The organism is Rhizobium esperanzae (genome assembly GCF_014197615.1).
GTDB classification, from domain to species: Bacteria; Pseudomonadota; Alphaproteobacteria; order Rhizobiales; family Rhizobiaceae; genus Rhizobium; species Rhizobium esperanzae_A.
Genome location: NZ_JACIFY010000020.1, coordinates 1 through 25970, shown reverse-complemented (window position 1 = coordinate 25970; position 25970 = coordinate 1). Strand labels below are relative to the sequence as shown.

The window sequence follows — 25970 nt, the reverse complement described above, 5'->3', positions numbered from 1 at the left end:
GCATGAGCACCGAAAGCGACATCACCCAATCCGCGGCCGACCGGCATCACCCGCTGCTGAAACTGGCGCTGGAACTCGGGCCGCTGCTGATCTTCTTCTTCGCCAATCTGCGCGGCCAGTGGCTGGTGGAAAAATTTCCGGCTCTTTCCGAGCTGGGCGGGCCGCTGTTCGTCGCGACCGGGCTGTTCATGGCAGCGACCGTTCTTTCGCTTGTCGTTTCGAAGATCGTGCTCGGCCATCTGCCGATCATGCCCTTCGTCTCCGGCATCGTCGTTCTGATCTTCGGCTCGCTGTCGATCTACCTGCAGAACGAGACCTTCATCAAGATGAAGCCGACCATCGTCAACGCGCTCTTCGGGGTGACGCTGCTCGGCGGGCTCGCCTTTGGCCGGTCATTGCTCGGCTATGTCTTCAACGCCGCCTTCCAGCTCGATGCCGAGGGCTGGCGCAAGCTTACCATCCGCTGGGGCATCTTCTTCCTCTTCCTTGCGGTGCTGAACGAAGTCGTCTGGCGCAATTTTTCGGACGATACCTGGGTTGCTTTCAAGGTCTGGGGCACGATGCCGATCACCGTCATCTTCACGCTGGCGCAGATGCCGCTGGTGCTCAAGCATAGCGTCAATCCCGAAACGGACGGTGAGAAGTGAGTGCTGCAGACGTCGAATATCGTGTGAAACACCAGACCTACTGGTTTGTCGCCTGCCTTGCGGTGCTGCTTACCCAAATCGTCGCCGAATATCTGATGGGCCGCGTGCCGATCTGCGCCTGCGGTTATGTCAAGCTGTGGGAGGGCGGGGTCAATACCAGCGGCAATTCGCAGCATCTGTCGGACTGGTACACGCCGTCGCACATCATCCACGGCTTCCTGTTCTACGGGCTCGGCCATCTCATCCTGCGCCGCAAGCCGTTGGTGGCGAGGCTGCTTCTGGCACTGTTCATCGAATCCGGCTGGGAGCTGCTGGAGAATTCGCCTCTTATCATCGACCGTTACCGCACGGCGACGATCGCGCTCGACTATTACGGCGACAGCATCCTGAATTCGGCGATGGATACCGTCTTCATGTGCGTCGGCTTCTTCTTCGCATCACGCGCCCCGGTGGCGCTGACGGTGGCGATCGCCATCTTCTTCGAGATTTTCACCGGCTACGTGATCCGCGACAACCTGACGCTCAACGTGGTGATGCTGATCTGGCCGGTGGAGGCGATCAAGGTCTGGCAGAGCGGGCTTTAGAGTCTACCTTAAGAAGCCGGCTTCCCCAGCGCCTTTTCCATCGCCGGAAACAGGCCTTCCTTCAGGCTGACATCGTCGAAGGGGCCGACGCGCTTGTAGAGGATGGTGCCGTCGGGGCCGACGAGGTAGCTTTCCGGAATGCCGTAGACGCCCCAGTCGATCGCCGCCTTGCCGTTCGGATCGATGCCGATCGCCTTGTAGGGGTTGCCGAGTTCGCCGAGGAAACGCAGGGCGTTGTCGTTCTTGTCCTTGTAATTGATGGCGACGATGTTCAGCCGTCCGTCTTTTGCCAGTTCTTTCAAAACAGGATGTTCGTCCCGGCAGGGGACGCACCAGGAGGCGAAGACGTTGACGAGGGTCAGCTTGCCCTTGATCGCGGCATCGGTCAGCGCCGGCAGGTTGGCGCCTTCGAGCGGCGGAAGGTTCAGTGCCGGCGCCTTGGTGCCGATCAGGGCGGAAGGGATTTCGGTGATGTCCTTGCCGTGAAAATCCTGGTCGTAGAGCATCTTTGCGGCGGTTGCCGCAATGCCCCCGAAAACGATCAGCGGCAGAAGCGCCAGCACGTAGCTGCCGCGCCCGTGCGGCTTGGCGGTCGTGGTTTCCGGTGCCTCGCTCATTCGTCCCCCTTCGCACGCGCCGAGCGGCGGCGGATGCCCGCGGCTTCCAGGCTCGCAAGTTCCCGGCGGCGCGCCCGGCCGTCGGCCCAGGTCCAGAGCGTGACGGTGACCGTCACGAGGGCTGCAAAACCATAAGAGGCGTAGACGTAGAAGGCGTGCGTCACGTCTGTTCCTCGCGGCTGGCCATGCGGGCGGCGAGGCGGCGCTGGGCGGCGATGCGGCGGCGCCAGATCTCGTTCCTCATTGCCATGATATGCAGTGTGAAGAAGAGCAGGGTGAAGGCGATCGCCATGGCGAAGAGCGGGCGCAGGAATTCCGGATCGATCGCCGGGCCGTCGAGGCGCATTACGCTTGCCGACTGATGCAGCGTGTTCCACCAGTCGACGGAAAACTTGATGATCGGGATGTTCACGAAGCCGACCAGGATGAGCACGGCGGAGACGCGCGCCGCTCTTGAAGGATCGTCGATGGCGCGGCTGAGCGCAATCAGCCCGAGATACATCAGGAAGAGAATGAAGACGGAGGTCAGCCTGGCATCCCAGACCCACCAGGTGCCCCACATCGGTTTGCCCCAGAGCGAGCCGGTGACGAGCGCCAGCAGCGTGAAGGCGGCGCCGAGCGGGGCTGCCGCCTTGGCGGAGACATCGGCCAGCGGATGGCGCCAGACCAGCGTGCCGATCGCCGAAACGCTCATGATCGTGTAGCACATCATCGAAAGCCAGGCCGCGGGCACGTGGATATACATGATGCGCACGGTCTCGCCCTGCTGATAATCGCCTTCGGTGGCGAAGCTCAGATAGAGGCCGGCGGCGAAACAGAGGGCGGTGATGCCGGACAGCCAGGGAATGATGCGCGCTGCCAGCGCCAGAAACCGCGTCGGGTTGGCGAGATCGCTGAATTTGCTGATGGCAAGGCTCGTTTGGCTCATGACCGCTTCCTTACCTTGATCCGGCTTTTCCCGCAATCGAATGGCCCATCAATCCGCCGTGTTTCGCAGCGCGAGCGCTGCGGCGGCCGGGCCGATGACGGTAAAGAACAATGTCAGCGCGGTCAGGATGAGAAAAGGCGGCAGGAAGGGGGCTGGATCCTCGACCGCGGCATAGGTGGCGCTGACGCCGAAGATCAGCACCGGAATGGTCAGCGGCAGCACCAGGATCGAGACCAGCAGACCGCCGCGGGGTAGCGCCACGGCAACGGCGGCGCCGACGGCGCCGATGAAGGTGATGGCGGGCGATCCGACAAGCAGCGTCAGCGCGGTCGCGCCGATCGCCGCCTCGTCCATATTCATGAACAAGCCGAGCAGCGGCGAGGCAATGACCAACGGCAGGCTGGTGGCCGTCCAGTGGGCGAGACATTTGACCAGCACGGTGAGGACGAGCGGCGTTTCCTGCATCAGCATCAGGTCGAGCGATCCATCGTCGCGCTCGGCCTGGAACAGGCGGTCGAGGCCGAGAAGAGCGGCGAGCAGCGCCCCGATCCAGACGATGGCGGGGCCGATGCGCGACAGCAGCTTGAGATCGGGACCGACGCCGAAGGGGATGACGGCGACGATCGTGAGGAAGAACAGCACCCCGATCAACGCGCCGCCGCCGGCGCGGATCGAGAGTTTCAGGTCGCGGAGGAAGAGGGCGGTCATGCCGGGTTGCTTTCTGCATGCGCTGTGGACGAGATACCCCCCTCTGCCCTGCCGGGCATCTCCCCCACAAGGGGGGAGATTGGCTGGGTGCGCGCGCTTGTCCTAATCAGGTGCCACAGATGGCCACCGCCGGCTGGCGCACCATCAAGATTTTGCAAAGCAGCTGCATCTTGCCGATCTCCCCCCTTGTGGGGGAGATGCCCGGCAGGGCAGAGGGGGGTGGCCACACCGAAAAACATCAACCCCACACCCCCTGATCCACGCCCGCAAAGCCCGTCATCTTCAATTCCTGCACATTCCTTAGTCCCAGCGGCTGATGCGTCGCCGCCAGCACGATGCCGCCTTGGGCCAGATGCGCCTCGATCAGTCCTGCGAACAGCCGGTCGGCGCTCGCATCCAGCGCCGCTGTGGGTTCGTCGAGAATCCAGACCGGCCGGTGGGCGACGAGCAGCTTGGCGAAGGCTATCCGGCGTTGCTGGCCGGCGGAGAGATAGGCGAAGGGAAGGTGGGTGATTTCCGAAAGGCCGACAGCGTCGGCGGCGTCCTCGACGGAGAGGCCGGCATTGCCAAGGAAGGATCGCCAGAAATCCAGATTCTCTACAACCGTAAGTTCATTCTTCATTGCGTTCCGATGGCCGAGGTAGTGGCTGACCTCGCCAGGACGGCGGCCTTCCCGGCTCTCTCCGTCATGGAAGATGACGGTGCCTTTTTCCGGCCTCAGGAGGCCGGCGACGACGCGCAGCAAAGTGGACTTTCCCGATCCATTTCTTCCCGTCAGCACAAGCGCCTCGCCGGCTGCCAAGTGAAAGGAAATATTAGCGAAAATTAAATCCTCACCGCGCCTTGCAGCCAGATTTTCGGCGGTGAGATGCATGCGTCGGCTCTTTCTTCGTTTCGGCTCGCTGGAGGGTCAAAAAATCTCCGATTTTGACCGTGCTCGGGTATGGCAAGTTTTTAGGAAATTATCTATAAGACCCGCAACCACGCCAGCGGTCGGCGTGAATTTCATCCTTGCGCCGAACTTGGAGCATCCGTTCCACGTGCGGACAGCGGAAATGGCCGTACCCGCATCCTGATGTGCATTAAGTGCATAGGCGTTCGCACGACTGTGTTGGCTATCAGAAACGGGGTCTCTCGTGTCTAAATCTCTTGACAGTTTCAATTGTCGTTCCACGCTTTCCGTGAACGGGAAAGACTATGTCTATTACAGCCTGCCCAAGGCTGAGGCAAACGGTCTGCCCGGCGTCTCGAAGCTTCCCTATTCGATGAAGGTGCTGCTGGAAAACCTGCTGCGCTTCGAAGACGGCCAGTCGGTCACCAAGGAGCACATCCTGGCCGTTGCCGAATGGCTGAACAATAAGGGTGCGGTCGAAAACGAGATCGCCTATCGCCCGGCGCGCGTGCTGATGCAGGACTTCACCGGCGTTCCCGCCGTCGTCGATCTGGCCGCAATGCGCGACGCGATGGTGTCGCTCGGCGGCGATCCGGAAAAGATCAACCCGCTCGTTCCCGTCGACCTCGTCATCGACCACTCCGTCATCGTTGACGAATTCGGGACGCCGCAGGCCTTTGCCAAGAACGTCGAGCTGGAATATCAGCGCAACGGCGAACGCTACCGCTTCCTGAAGTGGGGCCAGCAGGCATTCAAGAATTTCCGCGTCGTTCCCCCCGGCACCGGCATCTGTCACCAGGTCAATCTCGAATATCTCGGCCAGACCGTCTGGACCAAGGAAGAGGACGGCGAGACGATCGCCTATCCGGATACCTGCGTCGGCACCGACAGCCACACGACGATGATCAACGGTCTCGGCGTTCTCGGCTGGGGCGTGGGCGGTATCGAAGCGGAAGCGGCGATGCTCGGCCAGCCTGTCTCGATGCTTCTGCCTGAGGTCATCGGCTTCAAGCTGACCGGCAAGCTCAAGGAAGGCGTCACCGCGACCGACCTCGTTCTGACAGTCGTGCAGATGCTGCGCAAGAAGGGCGTCGTTTCCAAGTTCGTCGAATTCTTTGGCCCCGGTATGGACAATATGCCGCTCGCTGACCGCGCGACGATCGGCAATATGGGTCCGGAATACGGCGCCACCTGCGGCTTCTTCCCGGTCGACGGCGAAACCATCAACTACCTCACCATGTCCGGCCGCACGCATGACCGGATCGCGCTCGTCGAAGCCTATTCGAAGGCCCAGGGCATGTGGCGCGACGGCGACGGTTCCGATCTTGTCTTCACCGACACGCTGGAACTCGATCTCGGCGACGTCGTGCCGTCGATGGCAGGCCCGAAGCGTCCGGAAGGCCGCATCGCGCTCGAAAACATCGCTTCCGGCTTCGCCGGCTCGATGGATGCCGACTACAAGAAGCCCGGCCAGCTTAACAACCGCTATGCGGTCGAAGGCACGGATTTCGATCTCGGCCATGGCGACGTGGCGATTGCCGCCATCACCTCCTGCACCAACACCTCCAACCCGTCGGTGCTGATCGCTGCCGGCCTTCTCGCCCGCAACGCTGTTGCCAAGGGCCTGAAGACCAAGCCGTGGGTCAAGACCTCGCTGGCTCCGGGATCGCAGGTCGTCGGCGAATATCTCGCCAAGTCGGGCCTGCAGGCTGACCTTGACAAGCTTGGCTTCAACCTCGTCGGCTTCGGCTGCACCACCTGCATCGGCAATTCCGGCCCGCTGCCGGCGCCGATCTCGAAGACGATCAACGACAAGGGCCTGATCGTATCGGGCGTGCTCTCGGGCAACCGTAACTTCGAAGGCCGTATTTCTCCGGACGTCCAGGCGAACTATCTCGCTTCGCCGCCGCTCGTCGTCGCCTATGCGCTCGCCGGCACGGTGCAGAAGGACCTGACCAAGGAACCGATCGGTGAAGACCAGAACGGCAACCCGGTCTATCTCAAGGATATCTGGCCGACCTCGCACGAGGTGCAGGAGTTCATCCAGAAATACGTCACCCGCGAACTGTACGAGAGCAAGTATGCCGACGTCTTCAAGGGCGACGTCAACTGGCAGGCCGTTCAGGTCCCGCCGGGCCAGACCTATGCCTGGGACGACAATTCCACCTATGTGCAGAACCCGCCCTACTTCGTCGGCATGGGCAAGAAGGGCACCGGCGTTTCCGACATCAAGGGCGCGCGCGTCCTCGGCCTGTTCGGCGACAAGATCACCACCGACCACATTTCCCCGGCCGGTTCGATCAAGGCTGCATCGCCTGCTGGCGCCTATCTGCTCGGTCACGACGTCGCCGTTGCCGACTTCAACCAGTACGGCACGCGTCGCGGCAACCATGAAGTGATGATGCGCGGTACTTTCGCCAATATCCGCATCCGCAATCACATGCTCGGCCCGAACGGCAAGGAAGGTGGCTACACCATCCACTACCCATCGAAGGAAGAGACCTCGATCTACGACGCTGCGATGCAGTACAAGGCCGAAGGCGTGCCGCTCGTCATCTTCGCCGGTGTCGAATATGGCAACGGCTCGTCCCGCGACTGGGCTGCCAAGGGGACCAACCTGCTCGGCGTCAAGGCCGTGGTCGCCCAGTCCTTCGAGCGTATCCATCGCTCGAACCTGGTCGGCATGGGCATCATTCCCTTCGTCTTCGAAGAGGGTACGACCTGGCAGAGCCTCGGCCTCAAGGGCGATGAACTCGTCACCATCGAAGGTCTGGAAAAGATCAAGCCGCGCGAAAAGAAGATCGCCAAGATCACCTATGGCGACGGCACCGTGAAGGAAGTTCCGCTGCTGTCGCGCGTCGATACGCTCGACGAGGTGGTCTACCTCAACAATGGCGGCATCCTGCAGACGGTTCTGCGCGATCTCGCTGCCTGATTTTTAAGAGACTTGACTGATAATGGCCGCCGGAGAGCAATTCCCGGCGGCTTTTCTTTTGCGGCGGTAGTATTCGGGCAGGCTCACGAGGATTTGTTTTCCGCAGCTTCCGGTGGCGCGGCGTCTCACCCGTTCGTGACTTTTCGTTTGGACCCGGAAGGATTATTCGTACGTTCATATGTCAGGGCTTCCGGTTCGAACACGCTGGCGGCGCTGAAAAAGAGGTGCAGGTGAATGTCCCCCCGTTTCTTGATTCCGCTGATCGCCGGTGTTGTTTTCGCAGGCTCGTTGCAGGCCGAAGACGGCACGCCGAAAGGCGTCGTCGAACTCTTTACGGCGCAGGGCTGCTCCTCCTGTCCTCCCGCTGATGCGGCGTTCCGCAAGCTGGTGAGCCAGGGCGATGTGATCGCGCTCGCCTATCACGTCGATTACTGGAATTATCTCGGCTGGGCCGATACGCTGAGCTCCAAGGAAAACACCGAACGGCAATACGGCTATGCCAGAACGATGGGCCGCAGCAACGTCTATACGCCGCAGGCGATCGTCAACGGGCGCGGGCATCTGGCCGGCGCCGATCTCACCGGCATCAACAGCAAGATCGACACCTACAACGGCGAAGGAAACGGACTGACCGTTCCGATCAGCGCGTCGATGCGCGGCGACGAGCTGGAGATCAAGATCGGCGCGGGGCAGGGCAAAGCCAATGTCGTGATGGTCTATTTCGATAAGGAAAAGACGATCGACGTCGAAAAGGGCGAAAACAGCGGCAAGAAGATCTCCTATCTGCACAGCGTCACCAATGTCGAGACCGTCGGCATGTGGGACGGCAAGGCGACCAATCTGACGCTGCCGGCGAGCGTGTTGCAGCGGCCGCAACTCGAGGGCTGCGCGATTCTGCTGCAATCGGCGACGGCAGATGGCGATCCGGCTGCGATCCTTGGCGCGACCGTGGTGATGGCTGGAAAAAACATCTGAGATTTCATCCGCTTGCGGATGAAGTGCCGGGCGGCCCGGCTGAGCGTATTCGGGGCTGGGGTTAAGGTCGATACGCTCCGCCGGGCCCTTTGGCGCGCTGGCGCCAAACCGGGATTCATAAATCCCCTGCAAATGAGGCGCTGTTTTGACTGAAATGCGGCGCTGCCGAGAAAGCGTCGGCGCTCCTCTGGGCATTGTACGATGTGCAGATTCAAAGTCCCGTAGCGTCCTTTGCACGCCTCGGCAGACGCGCGGCGCTGTCAGGTGCGGCCGAATGTGACGGGCGGGACTCTTGCAATTTGCGGCGGCTCGGGCACACTGTCACTCTCCTGTCACAAGCGGAGGCCTCGGGAGACTGATGACAGATCAGCCGGATTTACGACACGGCGAAAGCCGTTCCGTCGACCATAGTTCCTCAGTCGTCGTCGATCTCAGGGAATACAAGCAAAGCAAGGACCCGCTTCCGGTGACGTTTCACCGGCGCGAACTGGACGCGATCCTCTGGATCTACGGCCGCATGGTCGGCGACGGCGAATGGCGCGACTACGCCATCGATCACCTGAAGGACAAGGCGGTCTTCTCCGTCTTCAAGCGCTCCGGCGAAATGCCGCTTTTCCGCATCGAGAAGAATCCGAAACTTGCCGCCAAGCAGGGCGCTTACTCCGTCATCAACGTCAACGGCATGATCCTGAAGCGCGGACACGAGCTGAATCAGGTGCTGAAGGTGTTCGACAAGGCTCTAAAGCTCGTCGACAAATAGGCTAAATCAGCCGTTAGAGCGTTCCGCGTCTGACAGACGCGCTGAGGACGCTCTAACACTTTGAATTTGCGCATAATCCTTTCCGAAATCGATTCCGATTTTCGGGGTTATGCGCTAAAAAGCGTGCCGGGATAGGCAGACGGATCCGGGTCGGTCGCCATGCCCTCGCCGAGGGTGCGCTGCATGAGCATCGTATCCAGCCAGCGGCCGTGCTTGTAGCCGGCGCCCCTCATCAGGCCGACTTCCACGAAACCTGCCTTGAGATGAAGCGCGATCGAGGCGGGACTGGCGCCGCCGATGACGGCTACCATCTGACGGAAACCGAGACCGGTGCAGCGGTCGATCAGCTCGCTCATCAGCGCTTTGCCGATGCCGCGTCCGCGCGCTTCAGGCGCCAGATAGATCGAATCCTCGACCATCCAGCGATAGGCGGGGCGCGTGCGAAAGGCCGAGGCGTAGGCATAGCCGAGCAGGCCTCCGGCCGCATCGACGGCTGATATATAGGGATAATGCTGGCCGACGATCGCTGCAAAACGCTGCGTCATCTCGGCTTGCGAGGGCGGCACGATCTCATAGCTTGACGTGCCGTTCAGGACGGATTCCCGGTAGATATCGGTGATGGCGGGAATGTCTGCTTGCGAGGCGTCACGCAGGAGGAAGGACATGTCGGCGGCTGGTCCATCGGGATAAGAGGGCTTTCCTAAAACCACTCCGCGGAAAACGGCGCAACAAAAAAGGCGGCCGAAGCCGCCTTTTCGATCTCAATCCGTCCTGCTTATTTACGGTTGCCCATGAACTGCAGCAGGAACATGAAGAGGTTGATGAAGTCGAGATAGAGCGTCAGCGCACCCATGATCGCCTTGCGGCCGGCTACAGCGACGTCATCAGCTTCCAGGTACAGTTCCTTGATCCGCTGCGTGTCGTAGGCGGTGAGGCCTGCGAAGATCAGAACGCCAAGCACCGAGATCGCGAACTGCATGGCCGACGAAGCCAGGAAGATGTTGACCATTGAAGCGATGATCAGGCCGAAGAGACCCATGATCAGGAACGAGCCGATGGCCGACAGGTCACGCTTGGTCGTGTAGCCGTAAAGCGACAGCGCGCCGAAGGAGGCGGCGGTGACGAAGAAGGTCTGAACGACGCTCTGGCCCGTGTAGATCAGGAAGATCGACGAGAGCGACAGGCCGACAAGCGCGGCATAGATCGCGAATGTCGTCTGGGCGGCGCTCACAGTCATGCTATTGATCCGGAAGCTCAGGTAGAACACCAGAGCCAGCGGCGCCAGAATGACGACCCACTTCAGCGGGCTCAGATAGATCGCCTGACCAAAAGCGGTCAGCTCACCGTTGGAGAAGGCGAATTGGAATGACAGATATGCGGCCACACCGGTGATCGCCAGACCCAGCGCCATCAGGTTGTAGACCTTGAGCATATATGCGCGCAGGCCTTGATCAATCATCTCGCCGGTCTGAGCGCGGCTTTGATAGTTACGAAGATCAGCCATAGTTTCCTCTTACAAGCTCCGATGGAGATACGGTGTCGGGGTTTTCGACCCGGGCGCCGCTGCGGAGCTCCAGCATGCCTGCAGACAATATGAGGCTTTCGCCGATTGCAAACAAGAGGGTTGCAAAGGCTCGGCCGGTTAAATCGCCGTAAGGTGAAGGGTTTGGCTGGCGCGGCCGGGTCACAGCTCGCGCAAGACAGGTGCCGCTTTCTGCCCGAGGATGCGCCAGGTGCCGATCAGGCCGATGCCGACGGTCAGCACCAGGGCGGTCACCAGCGTCAGTCCCGCTACATCGGGCAGAAAGGCCGAGGGCAGGCGCATGATGCGGGCGACGATGAACCAGGCGGCGACGCCGCCGGCGATCAGCGCGAAGATCGCGGTCGCCAGCCCCAGGATCAGATATTCGTAGCTGAAGGCGCGAATCAGCATGGCGCGCGTGGCCCCCAGCGTCTTCAGCACCACTGCATCATGGGTTCGCGCCCGGTTCCCGGCAGCAAGCGCGCCGGCAAGGACGAGGACCGAGGCGATGAGGGCGACGGAGGCTGCAGCGCGGATCGCGGTCGCCAGCTGCGCCACCAGCTGGTTGACGATGTCGATCGCATCCTTGACGCGGACGCTGGTGATCGTCGGATAGGTGTTGGTGACGGATTTCAGGATCGCCGCATCTTCGGCCGCTGTCGATGAGGGATCGGTCAGCGTCGCCAGCCACGCATGCGGGGCGCCGCGGAAGGTGTTCGGCGAGAAGACCATGACGAAATTGATCGACAGCGATTCCCATTGGACGCGGCGCAGATTGGCGATCTTCGCGGTGATATTGCGGCCGAGCACGTTGACGGTGACCTTGTCGCCGATCTTGAGGCCGAGTTCATGCGCCTCTTCCGAGGAGAAGGAGACGAGGGGCTCGCCGCTGTAATCCTTGTCCCACCAGCTGCCTTCGGTGAGAGCTGCATTTTCCGGAAGGGTGTCGGCATAGGTGATGCCGCGATCGCCGTTCAGCACCCAGCGGCCGGCCGCCGGCACGTTCATCTTGGTGACGTCCTCGCCGTTGAAGGCGACGATGCGGCCGCGCAGCATCGGCACTTCGACGAGCTTGCCTTTCGGCGCCTGCGCCTCAACGAGATTGCGGAAGGCGTCGACCTCGGCGCTCTGGATATCGACGAAGAAGAAGTTCGGCGCCCCCTCGTTCATGCGGCCGGTCAGTTGCTTGCGCAGGTTGCCGTCGATCAGGGTCAGCGTCACCAGCAATGCCAGGCCGAGGCCGAGCGAGAGCACGACCGAGGGCGTCAGCGCGCCGGGGCGGTGGATGTTGCCGATCGCCAGCCGCAATGCCGGCGAGTTGACACGCGGGCTGCGGCGCGCAAGCCAGGCGATCGCTGCGGCGACGAGGCGCAGCACGACGAAGGCGAAGACGATCGCGCCGACGAAAACGACGGCGATGAAGCGGTCATACGCAGTGAGGATGGCAAGGCCCGCGAGAGCGGCCATGAACAGGACGGCCAGCAGGATATAGGGCCATGAGGGCAGGCGGCGGGCTTCGAAGCCCTGCTCGCGGAAGAGCGCGGTTGCCGGCACTTCGCGGGCATGGCCGAGCGGCAGGATGGCGAAGGCAAGCGTCGTCAGGATGCCGAAGAGCGTCGCAAGCAGCAGAGCGCCTGGATAGAGGGTCGGTGTCGTGGAGACCGGCAGGAATTGCGCCAGGAACTGCGCGGCGAAGATCGGCGACAGGGCGCCGATGACGAGACCGATCAGAATGCCGCCAAGGGCGATGATGGCGATCTGGAAGAGATAGATCAGGACGACGACCTGCGCCGGGGCACCGAGACATTTGAAGGTGGCGATGGTGGTGCGTTTGGCATCGAGGAAGGCGCGCACCGCATTGGCGACGCCGACGCCGCCGACAATCAGCGCGGTCAGGCCAACCAGCGTCAGGAACTGCGAGAAACGCGTGATGTTTTCGGTGAGCGAGGGTGCCGCGCGGTCGCTGGTGCGGACCGCCCAGCCGGCCGACGGAAATTCCTTTGATGCGCGCGCCTGGATGCCCGACATCGCGTCCTTGTTTTCCAGCCGGATCTTATAGGCGTGTTCGACCAGGCTTCCCGTCTGGATCAGCCCGGAGGCTTCGAGCGCCCGGCGGCTGACGAGCAGACGCGGTGCAAAGCCGAAACCTTCCGACAGGGCATCCGGCTCGGTTTTGACAGTGCCGGTAATGCTGAGCTTGACATTGCCGAGCAGCAATTCGTCGCCGACCGCAAGCCCGAGCCGATCGAGAAGCAGGGGTGCCCCGACCGCACCATAGGTGCCGCCTTGGCCCGAAAGCAGGGCTGCGAGCGGATAGTCCGGCTCGGCCACGAAGCTGCCGTAGAGCGGGTAGGCATCGTCGACCGCCTTGACCTCGACCAGCGCCTGATCGGAACCGTCAGGCTTGCGGGCCATCGAACGCAGGCCGGTCGAGACAGAGACGGTGCCGAGGCCTTCGAGGAAAGCCATTTCCTCGGGCGTGGCTTCACGATTGTTGAGTTCGAAGCGGACGTCGCCGGCCAGCAGTTCCTGCCCCTGCGAGGCGATCGTATCGGTGATCGATTGCGAAACGGAATTGACGGCGGCGATGGCGCCGGTGCCAAGCGCGATGCAGGCGAGGAAAATGTAGAAGCCGCGGATGCCGCCGCGCAGCTCACGCAGCGCCAGGCGAAAAGCGAGCGAGACACGCGGCGTGATGATCCTCATGCGATCGCCGCCTCGCTGCGGCGGGCAGCGCTGTCGCCTTCGATCCGGCCGGAACGGACGCGGATCTGGCGCGAGCAGCGATTGGCAAGCGAGACGTCATGGGTGACGAGAAGCAGGGTCATGCCGCGTTCGGCCTGCTTGGAAAACAAGAGGTCGGCGATCTGTCGGCCGGTCTCGGTGTCGAGATTGCCGGTGGGCTCATCGGCAATCAGCAGGGCGGGCGAGGGGGCGAGCGCCCTTGCGATCGCCACGCGCTGCTGTTCGCCGCCGGAGAGCTGGCCGGGATAGTGGTTCAGCCGTTCGCCGAGGCCGACCGATTTCAGTTCGCGATGGGCGATCTCGAAGGCGTTGGGAACATTGGCGAGTTCCAGCGGCACGGCGACGTTTTCCAGCGCCGTCATATTGGCGATCAGATGGAAGGACTGGAAGACGATGCCGATGTTGCGGCCGCGGAAATCGGCCACCTGATCCTCGCTCAGTGCGTGGAGCGGCGTGTCGTTGATGTTGATCTCGCCGCTGTCGAGCTTTTCCAGGCCGGCAAGCACCATCAGCAGGGTGGATTTGCCGGAACCGGACGGGCCGACAATGCCGACGGATTCTCCCGCGGCGATATCGAGATCGATGCCCTTCAGCACATGGACAGAGGCGGCCGCACTGCCAAGGGTCAGATCGGCGCCCTTCAACTCGATGATGGTTTTTGCCAACAGAAATCGCCCTATATAAGTCCGTAATCGAATGGCCGCATAACAGCACTTCGCCAATCTAGGGAAGCCAGAATGAGATTTAAAGTTGCCGCGCTTCAATTCACCGTCATCGCCATCTCGCTGATCTTTGCCGGTGGAGCGAATGCCCGGACGATCAATCTCGTCGGTTTTGGGGACAGTTTGATGGCGGGCTATCAGCTGCCGCCCGGCGACGGCTTTCCGGAAAAGCTGCAGGCGGCCCTGAAGGCGAAGGGGCTCGACGTCGCTGTCGCCAATGCCGGGGTTTCCGGCGACACCACAACAGGCGGCCTCGCCCGGATCGACTGGTCGGTGCCCGACGGCACCGACGGCGTCATTCTGGAACTCGGCGCCAACGATGCGTTGCGCGGCATTCCTCCCGAAGAGAGCGAGAAGAACCTCGACCAGATGATTGCCCGGCTAAAGGAGCGTGGCATTGCCGTGCTGCTCGTCGGCATGATGGCGCCGCCCAATATGGGAGCGGATTATGCCGCACGTTTCAATCCGATCTACCGGGAACTTTCGGAAAAACACGAGGTTCCGCTCTATGCCTTCTTCCTCGACGGTGTGGCGCTGGATGCGGGGCTGAAGCTTGAGGACGGAATGCATCCGAACGCTAGAGGCGTCGACGTCATGGTCGGGAAGATGGAAGCCGATGTCACAAATTTCGTCGGGACGATTTCTACTGTGAAGAAATAGGGACTTGCGCGGTCATTGATTGCATGATTCCGTGTAAGCACCTGCAAAAGATTCGGGGAGTGCTCGTTATGCCGAGACTGTTTACCGCCCTCGAAATTCCGCGCAATGCGGCGATGAGCCTTTCATTGCTGCGCGGTGGCCTCCCCGGAGCACGATGGATCGATGTGGAGAATTACCACATCACCCTGCGCTTCATCGGTGATGTCGACGGCCGTACGGCCGATGAAATCGTAGAACGCCTCGACCGGATCGACCGGCCGGAATTCCAGTTCCGGCTCGAAGGCATCGGTTCCTTCGGCTCGAAGAAACCGCATTCGGTCTGGGCCGGCGTCTCGCAATCGCCCGAAATGTACGCGCTGCAGGGCGAGATCGAGCGCATCTGCCAGCGTATCGGCCTGCCGCCGGATCCGCGCAAATTCATGCCGCATGTGACGCTGGCACGGCTCAAATCCTCGCGGCTCGACGATGTCGTGCAATATCTGGCCGGGCGCGGCAACTTCCACACCTCAACCTTCACCGCGCCGCGCTTCGTGCTGCTTTCGTCGCGCGAATCGGTCGGCGGCGGCCCTTACCTCACCGAGGAAGTGTTCCCGCTGCATGAGGCGCGCTCGACGCCCAGCGTTTCGAGCAAGCTGCTGCAGCCGGTCAAGAGCCTGGTATAGACCAGCTCGAAACCGTCCGGGCCGCCATAATAGGGATCGGGGATATCCTCTCCGGTTCCCAGCGCGATATCACCGAAGAGGTGGATGTCGGCTTCCGGCGGCGCGATCGTGACGAGTGCTGCCACGTTCTCTCGGTCCATGGCGAGGATGAGATCGAAATCCCTGAAATCCTGCCTCCGGATGCGGCGGGCACATTGTGCCGATATATCGATGCCGTGGCTTTGCGCGGTGGCGATCGAACGCCGGTCGGGCGGATCGCCCTCATGCCAGCCGCCGGTACCGGCGGACTTGACCGTAAACTGGCCAGTCAAACCTGCCTCGGCGACGAGATGGCGAAAAATTCCTTCGGCGAGCGGAGAACGGCATATATTGCCCATGCAAACGAAGAGGATGCTGATGCGTTTCATCGGTAGACCTGTCGGCAGATGAGAGGATGATCGCATGAAAATGGAAAAACTGGAACGGGCGGCAGTCGATGCTGAGCTGACCAAGCTTGCAGGCTGGACGCTCAACGACGCGGCCTCCTCGATATCGAAGACATTCAAGTTTTCGAATTTCATCGAGGCGTTCGGCTTCATGACGGAGGCGGCGATTACGGCCGAAAAGCTCAACCACCACCCGGAGTGGTTCAACGTCTACTCCAAAGTGGAGGTGACGCTGAACACGCATGATGCCGGCGGGCTGACGGAGCTGGATTTCAAGCTCGCCAGGGCAATGGAGAAGGCGGCGGCGCGGCGTATCGTTTGAAAGCGGGGCCATTTGAAAGGCGCGCCTCCATCACCATATGTTCGCTTGCACGAAAGGGATGCAGGGATGGATGAGGTCAAATTCGGGGAAATCCTGTTGCCGGGCGATGAGGACACCCAGAGCCGGCGGGAAAAGACCGTAAGGCAGAAATTCTGGCCGACCTTCCGGCGGGCTGTGCGGCAGATTCCGTTTTCGCGCGACGTCGTCGCCGGTTTCTACTGCGCGCTCGACCCACAGACGCCGACCAAGGTACGAGGCGTGCTGCTGGCAGCCCTTGCCTATTTCGTCATGCCGATCGACATGATCCCGGATGTCTTCGCCGTCATCGGTTTTTCCGACGACGTCGCCGTGCTCTCGGCCGCCTTCGCCATGGTGCGCGGTCATATCCGGCCCGGCCACTACGAAGCCGCCGACCGCGTTCTCGCCGACCGGCCGGAAGAGGCGATGAAAACGATCTAACTAAAGCTATCCGCCCAGAACCGCTGCACAGTTTTGGGTGATATGCATCAGGCGATTTCGCGTTCGAGTACCTTTCTCAATTTGCCGAAGGCAAGGCGGATGCGCGATTTGACCGTCCCGAGCGGCAGGCCGGTCGCCTCGGCAATCTCCGAATGCGATTGGCCGAGGAAGAAGGCGGCGCGCAGCATGTCGCGCTGCTCTTCCGGCAATTGGCCGACGGCGGCGCGTATCCGGGCGTCGCGATCGTCATTGGCGATGATGTCTTCCGCGCCGATCTCGGCCGGCGGCTGCAGGGTCGGGTCGGTCTCGTCGAAGATGCGGGTATTGATGCGGCGCTGCAGGTCGATACGGCGATTGCGGGCAATGCGGAAAAGCCAGGTCGAAAGCGAAGATCGCGTCGAATCGTAGAGATCCGCCTTGTGCCAGAGCACGATCATGATCTCCTGAACCAGTTCCTCGGCCTCGCCCGACGTCATTTTCTGGCGCATCAGCCAGGCCTTCAGGCGGGGTGCGAAATAGTCGAACAGGATGGAAAAGGCCTGCTGGTCGCGATCCCTGGCGACGGCCTCTGCGAGGGCAGCGAAACGCTGTCTTTCCCAGGCATCCATGTCCTCTCACGAGCCCCCTGCGGCGAAAATTTCGTCCCGGATTTCCAAGTCTTAATGAGGTACAACGGAATTCTGCAAGGTCAAACTCTTGCCTGAATCTTTGTGTCTTAAATTCAGCCGAACGGACGGCCAGTGCCATCGGGGCACCATGTCGCGGCCGATACCGTCAAAGGGTCGAAAATGACACTCGAGCTGAAATGACACAGGCCAATACAAATTGCAGCTATTGTTGACCATTTGGTAACCTGAATTAAGTCAAAATAAAGCAGATCGTGATTATGCGGCGCCCGCTATGATCGCTTCGGGCCTTGAATCGCAAGAACCGGCAGGAATCCATGTTTGTAAAAAGTATCGTATCCGCTCTCGCACTCACCCTTGCCATGGCCGGAGTTGCGGCAGCGCAGCAGGCCGCGCCGAACCGCATCCAGCAGTTCCAGGCATGGGGCGCCTACTCCTACAAGTCGGGCAACAGCACCGTCTGCTATGTGCTGTCGGTTCCGACGGCCAAGCAGCCGGCCAGCGTCGACCACGGCGACAACTTCTTCATCGTCTCGCAGCGCCCGGGCCAGAACATCTCCTATGAGCCGCAGGCGATGATGGGCTACACGGTGAAGGAAAATTCGAAGATCAATGTCGTCATCGACAACAAGACCTTCGTGATGTTCACCAAGGACAAGGCCGGCTGGGTCGAGAATGCGGCGCAGGAGCCCGCCCTCGTCGCCGCCATGAAAACGGGGCATTCGATGACGGTGAACGCCGTCTCGCGCAAGGGCACCGGCACATCCTACAGCTATTCGCTCTCGGGCATCTCGGCTGCGCTGAAGCAGATCGAAAGCTGTAAGTAAGCGGTCTCCCAACCGCAGAGTTTCGACGGGGCCGGCCTTGCGCCGGCCCTTGCCGATTCTATCTCCAAGCGTATCGCATCACGCAATACGCTTGGATCTTTGACTTCATGCATGTCGTTGTCCCAAAACCGCTGCACACTTTTGGGCGACATGCATTAGTGACGCGCGGCCAAAATGATGCTAAAGCCCGCGCCAACAGCGGACAGATCGCGATATCAATCGCCGCTCCGCCATTCAATTTCTGCCCATGTGCCGCCATGCGCTCGCAAGTCTTCCGGTTTGCCCCTGAAGCCGCGGGCTTGGGGAGCGGTTACGTGTTCGAATTCGGGATGAATGCCTATGTCCGTCATGGATGCTATCACTGTCACCCAGCCGCAGGCGCGCACGTCCGCCAGCCTCGAAAAGCCGTCGTTGATCGGGCTTTCGCGCGAGGAGATGGGAGCGGCGCTGCGGGAAAAGGGCGTGGCCGAGAAGCAGATCAAGATGCGCGTCGCGCAGCTCTGGAACTGGATCTATGTGCGCGGGGTTTCCAACTTCGACCATATGACCAATGTCGCCAAGGACATGCGTGAGATGCTCAAGCAGCATTTCACCATCGAACGTCCTGAGATCGTCGAGGAGCAGGTCTCCAATGACGGCACCCGCAAATGGCTGCTGCGTTTTCCGCCGCGCGGCGCCGGCCGCCCGGTGGAGATCGAGGCCGTCTATATTCCGGAAGAGGGCCGCGGCACGCTCTGCATCTCAAGCCAGGTCGGCTGCACGCTGACCTGTTCCTTCTGTCATACCGGCACGCAGCGGCTGGTGCGCAACCTGACCGCGGAAGAAATCCTCTCGCAGCTGTTGCTTGCCCGCGACCGGCTCGGCGACTTCCCGGATCGCGAAGCGCCGCAGGGCACGATCATGCCGGCCGAGGGCCGCAAGGTCAGCAACATCGTGATGATGGGCATGGGCGAACCGCTCTATAATTTCGATGCCGTCAAGCAGGCCTTGCTGATCGCCACGGATGGCGACGGCCTGTCGCTCTCCAAGCGCCGGGTGACGCTTTCGACCTCGGGCGTCGTGCCGGAGATCTTTCGCACCGGCGAGGAGATCGGCGTCATGCTGGCGATTTCGCTGCATGCGGTGCGCGACGATCTGCGCGACATTCTGGTGCCGATCAACAAGAAGTATCCGCTGAAGGAGCTGATCGACGCGTGCAAGGCCTATCCCGGCCTTTCCAACGCGCGGCGCATCACCTTCGAATATGTGATGCTGAAGGATGTCAACGACAGCCTTGAAGACGCCGAGGGGCTGATCAAGCTCCTGAAGGGCGTGCCGGCGAAGATCAACCTCATTCCGTTCAATCCCTGGCCGGGCACCAATTACCAGTGTTCCGACTGGGAGCAGATCGAGAAGTTCGCCGATTTCATCAATTCGGCAGGCTACGCCTCGCCGATCCGAACGCCCCGCGGCCGCGACATTCTGGCCGCCTGCGGCCAGCTGAAATCGGAATCCGAACGCATGCGCAAGACCGAGCGCCTGGCCTTCGAGGCGATGATGATCGCCAATCACGGCGCCGACGACTGATCAGCAAGTTTGATCCTCGCTACAATTCTCCTGCATTGATTTCAGCATGCGCTTTTTCTAATAGTGCCGGCAAAATCAATCAGGAGGAAATAAATGCGCCCGATTCTGCTCGCTCTCGCCGCCACTTTGGCTCTTTCCCTGCCTGCAAAGGCTGACAACGTGACCGTTGCCGTGACGGCGATCGTCGAACATCCGGCGCTGGATGCAGCGCGCAAGGGCGTTCTCGACGTGTTGACGGCTGCCGGCTACAAGGAAGGCGAGAACCTGAAATTCGTGTTCGAATCGGCGCAGGGCAATCCGGCGACGGCAGCCCAGATCGCTCGCCAGTTCGCCGGCGACGAGCCCAATGTCATCGTGCCGATCTCGACGCCCTCGGCCCAGGCCGTCGTGTCGGCGACGCGCGACATTCCCGTCGTCTTCACCGCCGTTTCCGACCCGCTCGGCGCCCAGCTCGTCAAGAACATGGACAAGCCCGGCGGCAATGTCACCGGCCTTTCCGACATGTCGCCGGTCGCCGAACACCTGGCGCTGATCAAGGAAATCGTGCCGAAGGTCAAGACCATCGGTTACCTCTACAATTCAGGTGAGGCGAATTCGGTTTCGCTGCTCGCCGTCTTGAAGACCGAAGCCGAGAAGGCCGGCCTGACGGTGGTTGAATCGGCCGCCACCAAATCGGCCGAGGTTCAGGGTGCAGCGCGCGCCCTCGTCGGCCGCGCCGATGTGATCTACGTTCCGACCGACAACACGATCATCTCGGCGCTCGAGGGCGCCGTCGCGGTTGCCGAAGAGAGCAAGCTGCCGCTCTTCACCGCCGATACCGATTCGGTTTCGCGCGGTTCGATCGCCGCCCTCGGCTTCAACTATTACGATGTCGGCAAGCAGACCGGCGAAATCGTCGTTCGCGTGCTGAAGGGCGAGAACCCGGGTGACATCGCCGTCAAGACTGCTGCCGGCAGCGATCTGGTCGTCAACAAGGCGGCGGCTGCCAAGATGGGCGTCACCCTGCCGGAGAGCGTGCTTTCGCGCGCCAACAAGGTCATCGAATAAGCCCTCGTTGCTGCATCGACCATTCACATTCAGCCGCTCCCGTTTGCACGGGGGCGGCTGAAGTATTACAAGGCTGCGGTTTCGCGACGGGCGGAACGGAAACAAAAGGGGCTGAAAGCCTTGAGCCAAATCGCATTCTGGGGGGCCGTCGAGCTCGGCCTGGTCTATTCCTTCGTCGCTCTCGGCGTCTATCTCGCCTTCCGCGTTCTTGATTTTCCCGACCTGACGGTCGACGGCTCCTTTCCGCTCGGCGCGGCGGTGACCGCAGTGCTGATCATATCAGGCGTCAACGCCTGGCTTGCGGCTTTGATCGCGATGGCGGCGGGTGCGGCGGCCGGCATGGTGACGGCGCTGCTCAACGTGCGCTTCAAGATCCTCAACCTGCTCGCCTCGATCCTGACGATGATCGCGCTCTTTTCCGTCAATCTCAGGGTGATGGGCAAACCCAATGTCGCCCTCATCAATGCCGATACGATGATCAGCCCGTTCTTCGGCCACGGCCTTCGGGATTTCTATGTGCGGCCGCTCTTTATCGGCGTGCTCGTGATCGTCGCGCTGATCCTGGTCTGGCGTTTCCTCGAAAGCGATGCGGGACTGGCGATGCGGGCGACCGGCGCCAATGCGCGGATGGCCCGCGCCCAGGGCGTCGATACCAGCCGGCAGATCTATCTCGGCATGGCGATCTCAAATGCACTGGTGGCGCTCGGCGGCGCGCTGTTTGCCCAGACGAACGGCTTTGCCGACGTCACCTCGGGCGTCGGCACGATCGTCGTCGGGCTTGCCGCCGTCATCATCGGGGAGACGCTGCTCGGGCGCCGGGGTCTGCTGATCGCGTTGATCGGCTGCGTGCTCGGCTCGATCCTCTATCGCATCGCGATCCAGCTGGCGCTGTCGAGCGACGTCATCGGCCTGCAGGCCTCCGACCTCAATTTCGTGACGGCGGTGCTGGTGACCGTGGCGCTGATCCTTCCCCGTCTTCGCAAAGGTGCCGCATCGTGATCAGCGTCAAAGACATTAAGGTCGTTTTCGGGCGCGGCACGCCGCTGCAGAAACAGGCGCTGAACGGCGTCAGCCTGACAATCGAGCAAGGCTCCTTCGTCACCGTCATCGGCTCCAACGGCGCCGGCAAATCGACGCTGCTTGGCGTGCTCGCCGGCGACGTCCTGCCGAGCGAGGGGCAGGTGCTGATCGGCAAGAACGAGGTGACGCGCAAATCGACGGCGGCGCGCGCCGGTCTCGTCGCCCGCGTGTTCCAGGATCCGCTGACCGGAAGCTGCGGCGCGCTGTCGATCGAGGAAAATCTCGCTTTGGCCGCCCGCCGCGGCGAAAGGCGCGGGCTTGCGCCGGCGCTTGGCGGCAAGCGCCGGGACTATTTCAAGGAGCGGATCGCGGAACTGAATCTCGGGTTGGAAAACCGGCTGAAGGACCGCATGGATCTGCTCTCCGGCGGGCAGCGCCAGGCCGTGTCGCTCGTCATGGCCACGCTTGCCGGTTCCGAAGTTCTGCTGCTCGACGAACATACGGCGGCGCTCGATCCCGGCATGGCGGAGTTCGTGATGAACCTGACGCAGAAGATCGTGGCCGAGCGCAAGCTGACGACGATGATGGTGACGCACTCCATGCGCCAGGCGCTGGATTATGGCCACCGCACGATCATGCTGCATGGCGGCGAGATCGTTCTCGACGTGGCAGGCGACAACAGGAAGAACCTGCAGGTCGAGGACCTGATCGCCATGTTCCGCAAAATGCGCGGCCAGACGCTCGATGACGATGCTTTGCTGATCGGATAAAAACCGACAGCGTGCTGATTGGCTAGGCCAACAGCGGGCTGATCATCTGGCCTGAGTGAGCAGGATCTTGGCGGCGAAGATCGAGAAGACGCCGGCGAAGGTATAATCCATGCCGCGCAGCACCTTCCTGTTGTTCTGCAGCCAGGAGGCCAGCCAGTCGGCGCCAAGGACCACGGCGGCATTGACCGGCATGGCGAACAGGATGAAGCAAAGCCCAAGGAAAAGCAGCTTCTGCGTGACGGCGGGATCGCCGGCGCTGACGAATTGCGGCAGGAAGGTCATGAAGAAGATGATGACCTTCGGGTTCAGAAGGTTGACCCAGAAGCCGGACGAGATGTTCGAAAGTGCGGTCCCCTTCTGCTCCTCGACCTTGGCGACGGTGAGCTTCGAGCCGAAGCGGATCGCCTGCACGGCGAGCCAGAGCAGATAGGCGGCACCGCCGGTCTTCAGAAACAGGAAGGCGGTCGGCGAGGCGGTGATCAGCGCCGAAATGCCGAAGGCGACCAGCATGGTGTGGACGACGATGCCGAGACTGGTGCCGATGACGACGAAAAGAGCCGCTTTCTTGCCCTGGGCGAGCGCACGGCTGATCGACAGCGTCATGTCGGGACCGGGCGTCGCCGCAAGCAGCAGCGTCGCGGCGGCAAAGGCCAAAAGGGTCGAGAGGCTCGGCAGGAAATCCATGGCACGCTCTGAAAGCCGGGAAGATCGGCCGATTCTTTACCCGGCTTTCAGAAAATTACCAATCAAACCTTCTAATATCGCCGATCACTTCTGTTCCAGAAAAGCCTTGAACGCGTCGGCATAGTCCTTGTGCCAGCGCGACAGCGGCGGGCGGTTTTCGATGATGTCGCCGGCCGCCCAGGCCATGCGGCGCTCGTCGACCGGGCGCGCCACGTCGTTGTCGGGGCAGAGGATATAGAAGTCGCCGCGCTCGAGGCTTTCGACCATGAAGTCGACCGTCTGTTCCGGCGTCCAGGCAGCGGCCGGTTTTTCCGCGCGGTCGCCCTGGGTGAGGCCGGTGAAGACGAAGCCGGGGATCAGAAGATGCGCCGAGATCTTCCCGCCTTCGACGTTGCGAAGCTCGTGCTCCAGCGCTTCGGTAAAGACCTTCACGCCCGATTTGGAGATATTGTAGGCGGGATTGCCGGGCGGCGTGGTGATGCCCTGCTTCGAGCCGGTATTGATGATGAGGCCGGGCTCGCCGTGCGAGAGCATCTTCGGGCCGAAGGTGCGCGTGCCGTTGATGACGCCCATCAGGTTGACGGCGAAGATATGGTCCCAATTCGCCTGCGGGCTGAAGATCGAGGTTTCCGGGCCGATGCCGGCATTGTTCATCAGCACATGCACGCGGCCGAAACGCTGCAGAACGGCGCGTTCGAGCGCCTCAAGGGATTCCCGGCTGGCGACGTCGGTCTCGACCGCCATCACATCTTCCTCGCCTGAAATGGCCTTGAGCTCCTCGGCTGATTTGGCCAGCCGATCGCCGCCGAGATCGGCGATGACGACGCTCATGCCGGCCTTGGCAAAGTGTTTTGCGGCAGCAAAGCCGATGCCGGAAGCACCGCCGGTGACGACTGCAACATTGGATTTCTTGAAAATGTCTTGAATATTCGTCACGGGACGAGCCTCTCCTCGATCATTGTTCGGACGTTGGCGAATATGGGCTCCGCTTTCGCACTGTCAAACCCTATCGGCGCCGGTGGCGCTGCACTTGCCCTTGCGTCACGCGCCAATCTCGCTAAAAGTGCCGCGACACCGGGTTTTCGCCGGCCTTTTATGCAACGGACCTCATCATCATGGCATCATATAAAGACGTGAAGAAAGTCGTTCTCGCCTATTCCGGCGGTCTCGACACCTCGATCATCCTGAAGTGGCTGCAGACGGAACTCGGCGCCGAAGTCGTCACCTTCACCGCCGATCTCGGCCAGGGCGAAGAGCTGGAGCCGGCGCGCAAGAAGGCCGAGATGCTCGGCATCAAGGAAATCTATATCGAGGATGTGCGCGAGGAATTCGTGCGCGATTTCGTCTTCCCGATGTTCCGCGCCAACGCCGTCTATGAAGGCGTTTATCTGCTCGGCACTTCGATCGCCCGTCCGCTGATTTCCAAGCATCTGATCGATATCGCCCGCAAGACGGGCGCCGATGCGATCGCCCACGGCGCCACCGGCAAGGGCAACGACCAGGTTCGTTTCGAGCTGTCCGCCTATGCCCTGAATCCCGACATCAAGATCATCGCACCGTGGCGCGATTGGGCGTTCAAGAGCCGTACCGACCTGCTGGCTTTTGCCGAACAGCATCAGATCCCGGTTGCCAAGGACAAGAAGGGCGAGGCGCCGTTCTCCGTCGACGCCAATCTGCTGCACTCCTCTTCCGAGGGCAAGGTTCTCGAGGATCCCGCTCAGGAAGCGCCGGAATATGTGCATATGCGCACGATCTCGCCCGAGGCTGCGCCCGACAAGGCGACCACCATCAAGGTCGGCTTCCGCAAGGGCGATGCCGTCTCGATCAATGGCGTCGAGATGTCGCCGGCCACGCTGCTCGCGACGCTCAACAATTACGGCCGCGACAACGGCATCGGCCGTCTCGACCTCGTCGAGAATCGCTTCGTCGGCATGAAGTCGCGCGGCGTCTATGAAACGCCCGGCGGCACGATCCTGCTCTCGGCGCACCGCGCCATCGAATCGATCACGCTCGACCGTGGCGCGGCCCATCTCAAGGACGAGATCATGCCGCGTTATGCCGAGCTGATCTATTACGGCTTCTGGTTCTCGCCGGAGCGCGAGATGCTGCAGGCGCTGATCGACAAGAGCCAGGAGCATGTCGAAGGCGAAGTGACGCTGAAGCTCTACAAGGGCAACGTCATGGTCATCGGCCGTGAAAGCGAAAAGTCGCTCTATTCCGACAAGCTCGTCACCTTCGAGGACGATCAGGGTGCCTATGATCAGAAGGATGCAGCCGGCTTCATCAAGCTCAATGCGCTGCGCCTGCGCACGCTCGGCAAGCGCAACCTCGCGAAGTAATCACGCTTCGCTTTCGAATTGAACGGGAGCCCGCCGGCGTTGCCGCGCGGGCTCTTTTATTGCTTAGCGATTCACGCGGCGGCGGCGACATCCATACACAGCCTGACATCGCCGCGGCGCGGTCCCCAGCTTTCGGCCCAGAGCGGCAGGCCGGCAAGATCGGCGATCTCAGACGCCGCTTCGGCAGGATCAAGCCGGGTTGCCTTGCCGTGATCCGTGATGGCAAACGCATCTTCGGCCTGATCGAGACAGGTCACAGCCAGCCCGGCTCTGACTGTGATGCCGCCGCGGTCCAAGGCCAGGTCGCGGGCAATGGCCTGGCGCAACGTGTCGAGATCGAGCGGGGCGAGACGCAGAGTCCCTTGCCACTCGTTCGGAGCGTTGGTGGGGTCGACGACATTGATGCCGGGCAGTGCGGGAACTTCCCCCTTGAGGCAGGGCTATCGCATATGAGCGATGATAGAGATGAGGAACTGATCATCCCACCCAGCCTTCTTGATCTTGCGACGAATAGAGGCCTTATCTGGA

At 61.6% G+C, this 25970-nt stretch carries 29 protein-coding genes; 15 read left to right on the top strand and 14 right to left on the bottom strand.

The features are described from left to right. The first annotated feature begins 2 nt into the window (after positions 1–2). Together GGD57_RS23585 and GGD57_RS23580 are read left to right on the top strand one after the other, a co-directional pair. Complete coding sequence (locus GGD57_RS23585) at positions 3–647, top strand: septation protein A (protein ID WP_184472665.1); 645 nt, start codon at positions 3–5, stop codon at positions 645–647. Beyond that, positions 644–1231 (top strand): DUF2585 family protein, encoded by a 588-nt coding sequence (locus tag GGD57_RS23580; protein WP_184472664.1) that lies wholly within the window; start codon positions 644–646, stop codon positions 1229–1231. Before GGD57_RS23585 ends, GGD57_RS23580 begins: the two co-directional genes overlap by 4 nt. An 8-nt stretch (positions 1232–1239) precedes the next feature. Here the strand turns inward: GGD57_RS23580 and GGD57_RS23575 are convergent, their stop codons facing one another. The 5 genes from GGD57_RS23575 to ccmA all read right to left on the bottom strand — a co-directional run bounded on the left by GGD57_RS23575 (position 1240) and on the right by ccmA (position 4358). Further along, entirely contained in the window at positions 1240–1848 is a 609-nt protein-coding gene (locus GGD57_RS23575; RefSeq protein ID WP_184472663.1) for a DsbE family thiol:disulfide interchange protein, read from the bottom strand. Then, positions 1845–2012, bottom strand: coding sequence for a heme exporter protein CcmD (gene ccmD, locus GGD57_RS23570; protein ID WP_184472662.1), 168 nt, complete (start codon positions 2010–2012; stop codon positions 1845–1847). The genes GGD57_RS23575 and ccmD overlap by 4 nt, the downstream gene beginning before the upstream one ends. Continuing rightward, on the bottom strand, positions 2009–2776 hold the full coding sequence (locus GGD57_RS23565; RefSeq protein ID WP_184472661.1) for a heme ABC transporter permease: 768 nt from the start codon (positions 2774–2776) through the stop codon (positions 2009–2011). Before GGD57_RS23565 ends, ccmD begins: the two co-directional genes overlap by 4 nt. 48 nt (positions 2777–2824) lie before the next feature. Further along, a complete protein-coding gene (gene ccmB / locus GGD57_RS23560; protein ID WP_126907310.1) occupies positions 2825–3484 on the bottom strand; it encodes a heme exporter protein CcmB in 660 nt (219 codons plus the stop codon). A gap of 238 nt (positions 3485–3722) precedes the next feature. After that, positions 3723–4358 carry a heme ABC exporter ATP-binding protein CcmA gene (gene ccmA, locus GGD57_RS23555; RefSeq protein ID WP_184472660.1) on the bottom strand — a complete coding sequence of 212 codons (636 nt, stop codon included), beginning with the start codon at positions 4356–4358 and terminating at the stop codon, positions 3723–3725. 262 nt (positions 4359–4620) lie between these two features. On the opposite strand from ccmA, the gene acnA reads away from it, so the two are divergent. The 3 genes from acnA to GGD57_RS23540 all read left to right on the top strand — a co-directional run bounded on the left by acnA (position 4621) and on the right by GGD57_RS23540 (position 9046). Beyond that, positions 4621–7311 carry an aconitate hydratase AcnA gene (gene acnA / locus GGD57_RS23550; protein WP_184472659.1) on the top strand — a complete coding sequence of 897 codons (2691 nt, stop codon included), beginning with the start codon at positions 4621–4623 and terminating at the stop codon, positions 7309–7311. Positions 7312–7545: 234 nt separating this feature from the next. Then, positions 7546–8286 (top strand): DUF1223 domain-containing protein, encoded by a 741-nt coding sequence (locus GGD57_RS23545; RefSeq protein WP_085738657.1) that lies wholly within the window; start codon positions 7546–7548, stop codon positions 8284–8286. Between the two features lie 358 nt (positions 8287–8644). After that, on the top strand, positions 8645–9046 hold the full coding sequence (locus tag GGD57_RS23540; protein WP_097610327.1) for a DUF2794 domain-containing protein: 402 nt from the start codon (positions 8645–8647) through the stop codon (positions 9044–9046). 107 nt (positions 9047–9153) lie between these two features. Here GGD57_RS23540 and GGD57_RS23535 read toward each other — a convergent pair whose 3' ends face one another. The 4 genes from GGD57_RS23535 to GGD57_RS23520 all read right to left on the bottom strand — a co-directional run bounded on the left by GGD57_RS23535 (position 9154) and on the right by GGD57_RS23520 (position 13978). After that, positions 9154–9711, bottom strand: coding sequence for a GNAT family N-acetyltransferase (locus GGD57_RS23535; protein WP_184472658.1), 558 nt, complete (start codon positions 9709–9711; stop codon positions 9154–9156). Between the two features lie 110 nt (positions 9712–9821). Next, a complete protein-coding gene (locus GGD57_RS23530) occupies positions 9822–10550 on the bottom strand; it encodes a Bax inhibitor-1/YccA family protein (RefSeq protein ID WP_184472657.1) in 729 nt (242 codons plus the stop codon). 180 nt (positions 10551–10730) lie between these two features. After that, positions 10731–13274, bottom strand: coding sequence for an ABC transporter permease (locus GGD57_RS23525; RefSeq protein WP_184472656.1), 2544 nt, complete (start codon positions 13272–13274; stop codon positions 10731–10733). Further along, on the bottom strand, positions 13271–13978 hold the full coding sequence (locus GGD57_RS23520) for an ABC transporter ATP-binding protein (RefSeq protein ID WP_184472655.1): 708 nt from the start codon (positions 13976–13978) through the stop codon (positions 13271–13273). The genes GGD57_RS23525 and GGD57_RS23520 overlap by 4 nt, the downstream gene beginning before the upstream one ends. Before the next feature lie 72 nt (positions 13979–14050). Between GGD57_RS23520 and GGD57_RS23515 the strand changes: the two genes are divergently transcribed. Beyond that, on the top strand, positions 14051–14695 hold the full coding sequence (locus GGD57_RS23515; RefSeq protein WP_184472654.1) for an arylesterase: 645 nt from the start codon (positions 14051–14053) through the stop codon (positions 14693–14695). A 68-nt stretch (positions 14696–14763) separates the two neighbouring features. Then, the gene (thpR, locus tag GGD57_RS23510) at positions 14764–15357 is read left to right on the top strand and encodes an RNA 2',3'-cyclic phosphodiesterase (protein WP_003567377.1); all 594 of its coding nucleotides are present in this window, start codon (positions 14764–14766) and stop codon (positions 15355–15357) included. On the opposite strand, the gene GGD57_RS23505 is transcribed toward thpR, so the two are convergent. After that, entirely contained in the window at positions 15264–15764 is a 501-nt protein-coding gene (locus GGD57_RS23505; protein WP_184472653.1) for a low molecular weight protein-tyrosine-phosphatase, read from the bottom strand. The genes thpR and GGD57_RS23505 overlap by 94 nt on opposite strands. A gap of 34 nt (positions 15765–15798) precedes the next feature. On the opposite strand from GGD57_RS23505, the gene GGD57_RS23500 reads away from it, so the two are divergent. Together GGD57_RS23500 and GGD57_RS23495 are read left to right on the top strand one after the other, a co-directional pair. Further along, a complete protein-coding gene (locus GGD57_RS23500; RefSeq protein WP_184472652.1) occupies positions 15799–16104 on the top strand; it encodes a 4a-hydroxytetrahydrobiopterin dehydratase in 306 nt (101 codons plus the stop codon). Positions 16105–16170: 66 nt separating this feature from the next. Then, positions 16171–16563, top strand: coding sequence for a YkvA family protein (locus GGD57_RS23495; protein ID WP_184472651.1), 393 nt, complete (start codon positions 16171–16173; stop codon positions 16561–16563). Between the two features lie 47 nt (positions 16564–16610). Here GGD57_RS23495 and GGD57_RS23490 read toward each other — a convergent pair whose 3' ends face one another. Beyond that, positions 16611–17171 carry a sigma-70 family RNA polymerase sigma factor gene (locus tag GGD57_RS23490; RefSeq protein ID WP_184472650.1) on the bottom strand — a complete coding sequence of 187 codons (561 nt, stop codon included), beginning with the start codon at positions 17169–17171 and terminating at the stop codon, positions 16611–16613. Positions 17172–17506: 335 nt separating this feature from the next. Between GGD57_RS23490 and GGD57_RS23485 the strand changes: the two genes are divergently transcribed. From GGD57_RS23485 to GGD57_RS23465, 5 genes are all read left to right on the top strand, one after another. Further along, positions 17507–18016, top strand: coding sequence for an invasion associated locus B family protein (locus tag GGD57_RS23485; RefSeq protein WP_184472649.1), 510 nt, complete (start codon positions 17507–17509; stop codon positions 18014–18016). 339 nt (positions 18017–18355) lie between these two features. After that, entirely contained in the window at positions 18356–19582 is a 1227-nt protein-coding gene (gene rlmN / locus GGD57_RS23480) for a 23S rRNA (adenine(2503)-C(2))-methyltransferase RlmN (protein WP_184472648.1), read from the top strand. Positions 19583–19675: 93 nt separating this feature from the next. Then, positions 19676–20629, top strand: a complete 954-nt coding sequence (locus GGD57_RS23475) for an ABC transporter substrate-binding protein (RefSeq protein ID WP_184472647.1) — start codon at positions 19676–19678, stop codon at positions 20627–20629. Positions 20630–20749: 120 nt separating this feature from the next. Further along, positions 20750–21628 carry an ABC transporter permease gene (locus GGD57_RS23470; protein WP_184472646.1) on the top strand — a complete coding sequence of 293 codons (879 nt, stop codon included), beginning with the start codon at positions 20750–20752 and terminating at the stop codon, positions 21626–21628. Beyond that, entirely contained in the window at positions 21625–22419 is a 795-nt protein-coding gene (locus GGD57_RS23465) for an ATP-binding cassette domain-containing protein (RefSeq protein ID WP_184472645.1), read from the top strand. The genes GGD57_RS23470 and GGD57_RS23465 overlap by 4 nt, the downstream gene beginning before the upstream one ends. A 42-nt stretch (positions 22420–22461) precedes the next feature. On the opposite strand, the gene GGD57_RS23460 is transcribed toward GGD57_RS23465, so the two are convergent. Both GGD57_RS23460 and GGD57_RS23455 read right to left on the bottom strand, forming a co-directional pair. Continuing rightward, a complete protein-coding gene (locus tag GGD57_RS23460) occupies positions 22462–23103 on the bottom strand; it encodes a LysE family translocator (RefSeq protein ID WP_184472644.1) in 642 nt (213 codons plus the stop codon). Positions 23104–23187: 84 nt separating this feature from the next. Further along, positions 23188–24039 carry an SDR family NAD(P)-dependent oxidoreductase gene (locus tag GGD57_RS23455; RefSeq protein ID WP_184472643.1) on the bottom strand — a complete coding sequence of 284 codons (852 nt, stop codon included), beginning with the start codon at positions 24037–24039 and terminating at the stop codon, positions 23188–23190. A gap of 179 nt (positions 24040–24218) precedes the next feature. On the opposite strand from GGD57_RS23455, the gene GGD57_RS23450 reads away from it, so the two are divergent. Then, positions 24219–25442 carry an argininosuccinate synthase gene (locus GGD57_RS23450; protein WP_184472642.1) on the top strand — a complete coding sequence of 408 codons (1224 nt, stop codon included), beginning with the start codon at positions 24219–24221 and terminating at the stop codon, positions 25440–25442. Between the two features lie 71 nt (positions 25443–25513). Here the strand turns inward: GGD57_RS23450 and GGD57_RS23445 are convergent, their stop codons facing one another. Beyond that, complete coding sequence (locus GGD57_RS23445; RefSeq protein WP_246713725.1) at positions 25514–25768, bottom strand: hypothetical protein; 255 nt, start codon at positions 25766–25768, stop codon at positions 25514–25516. Positions 25769–25970: the final 202 nt, after the last annotated feature.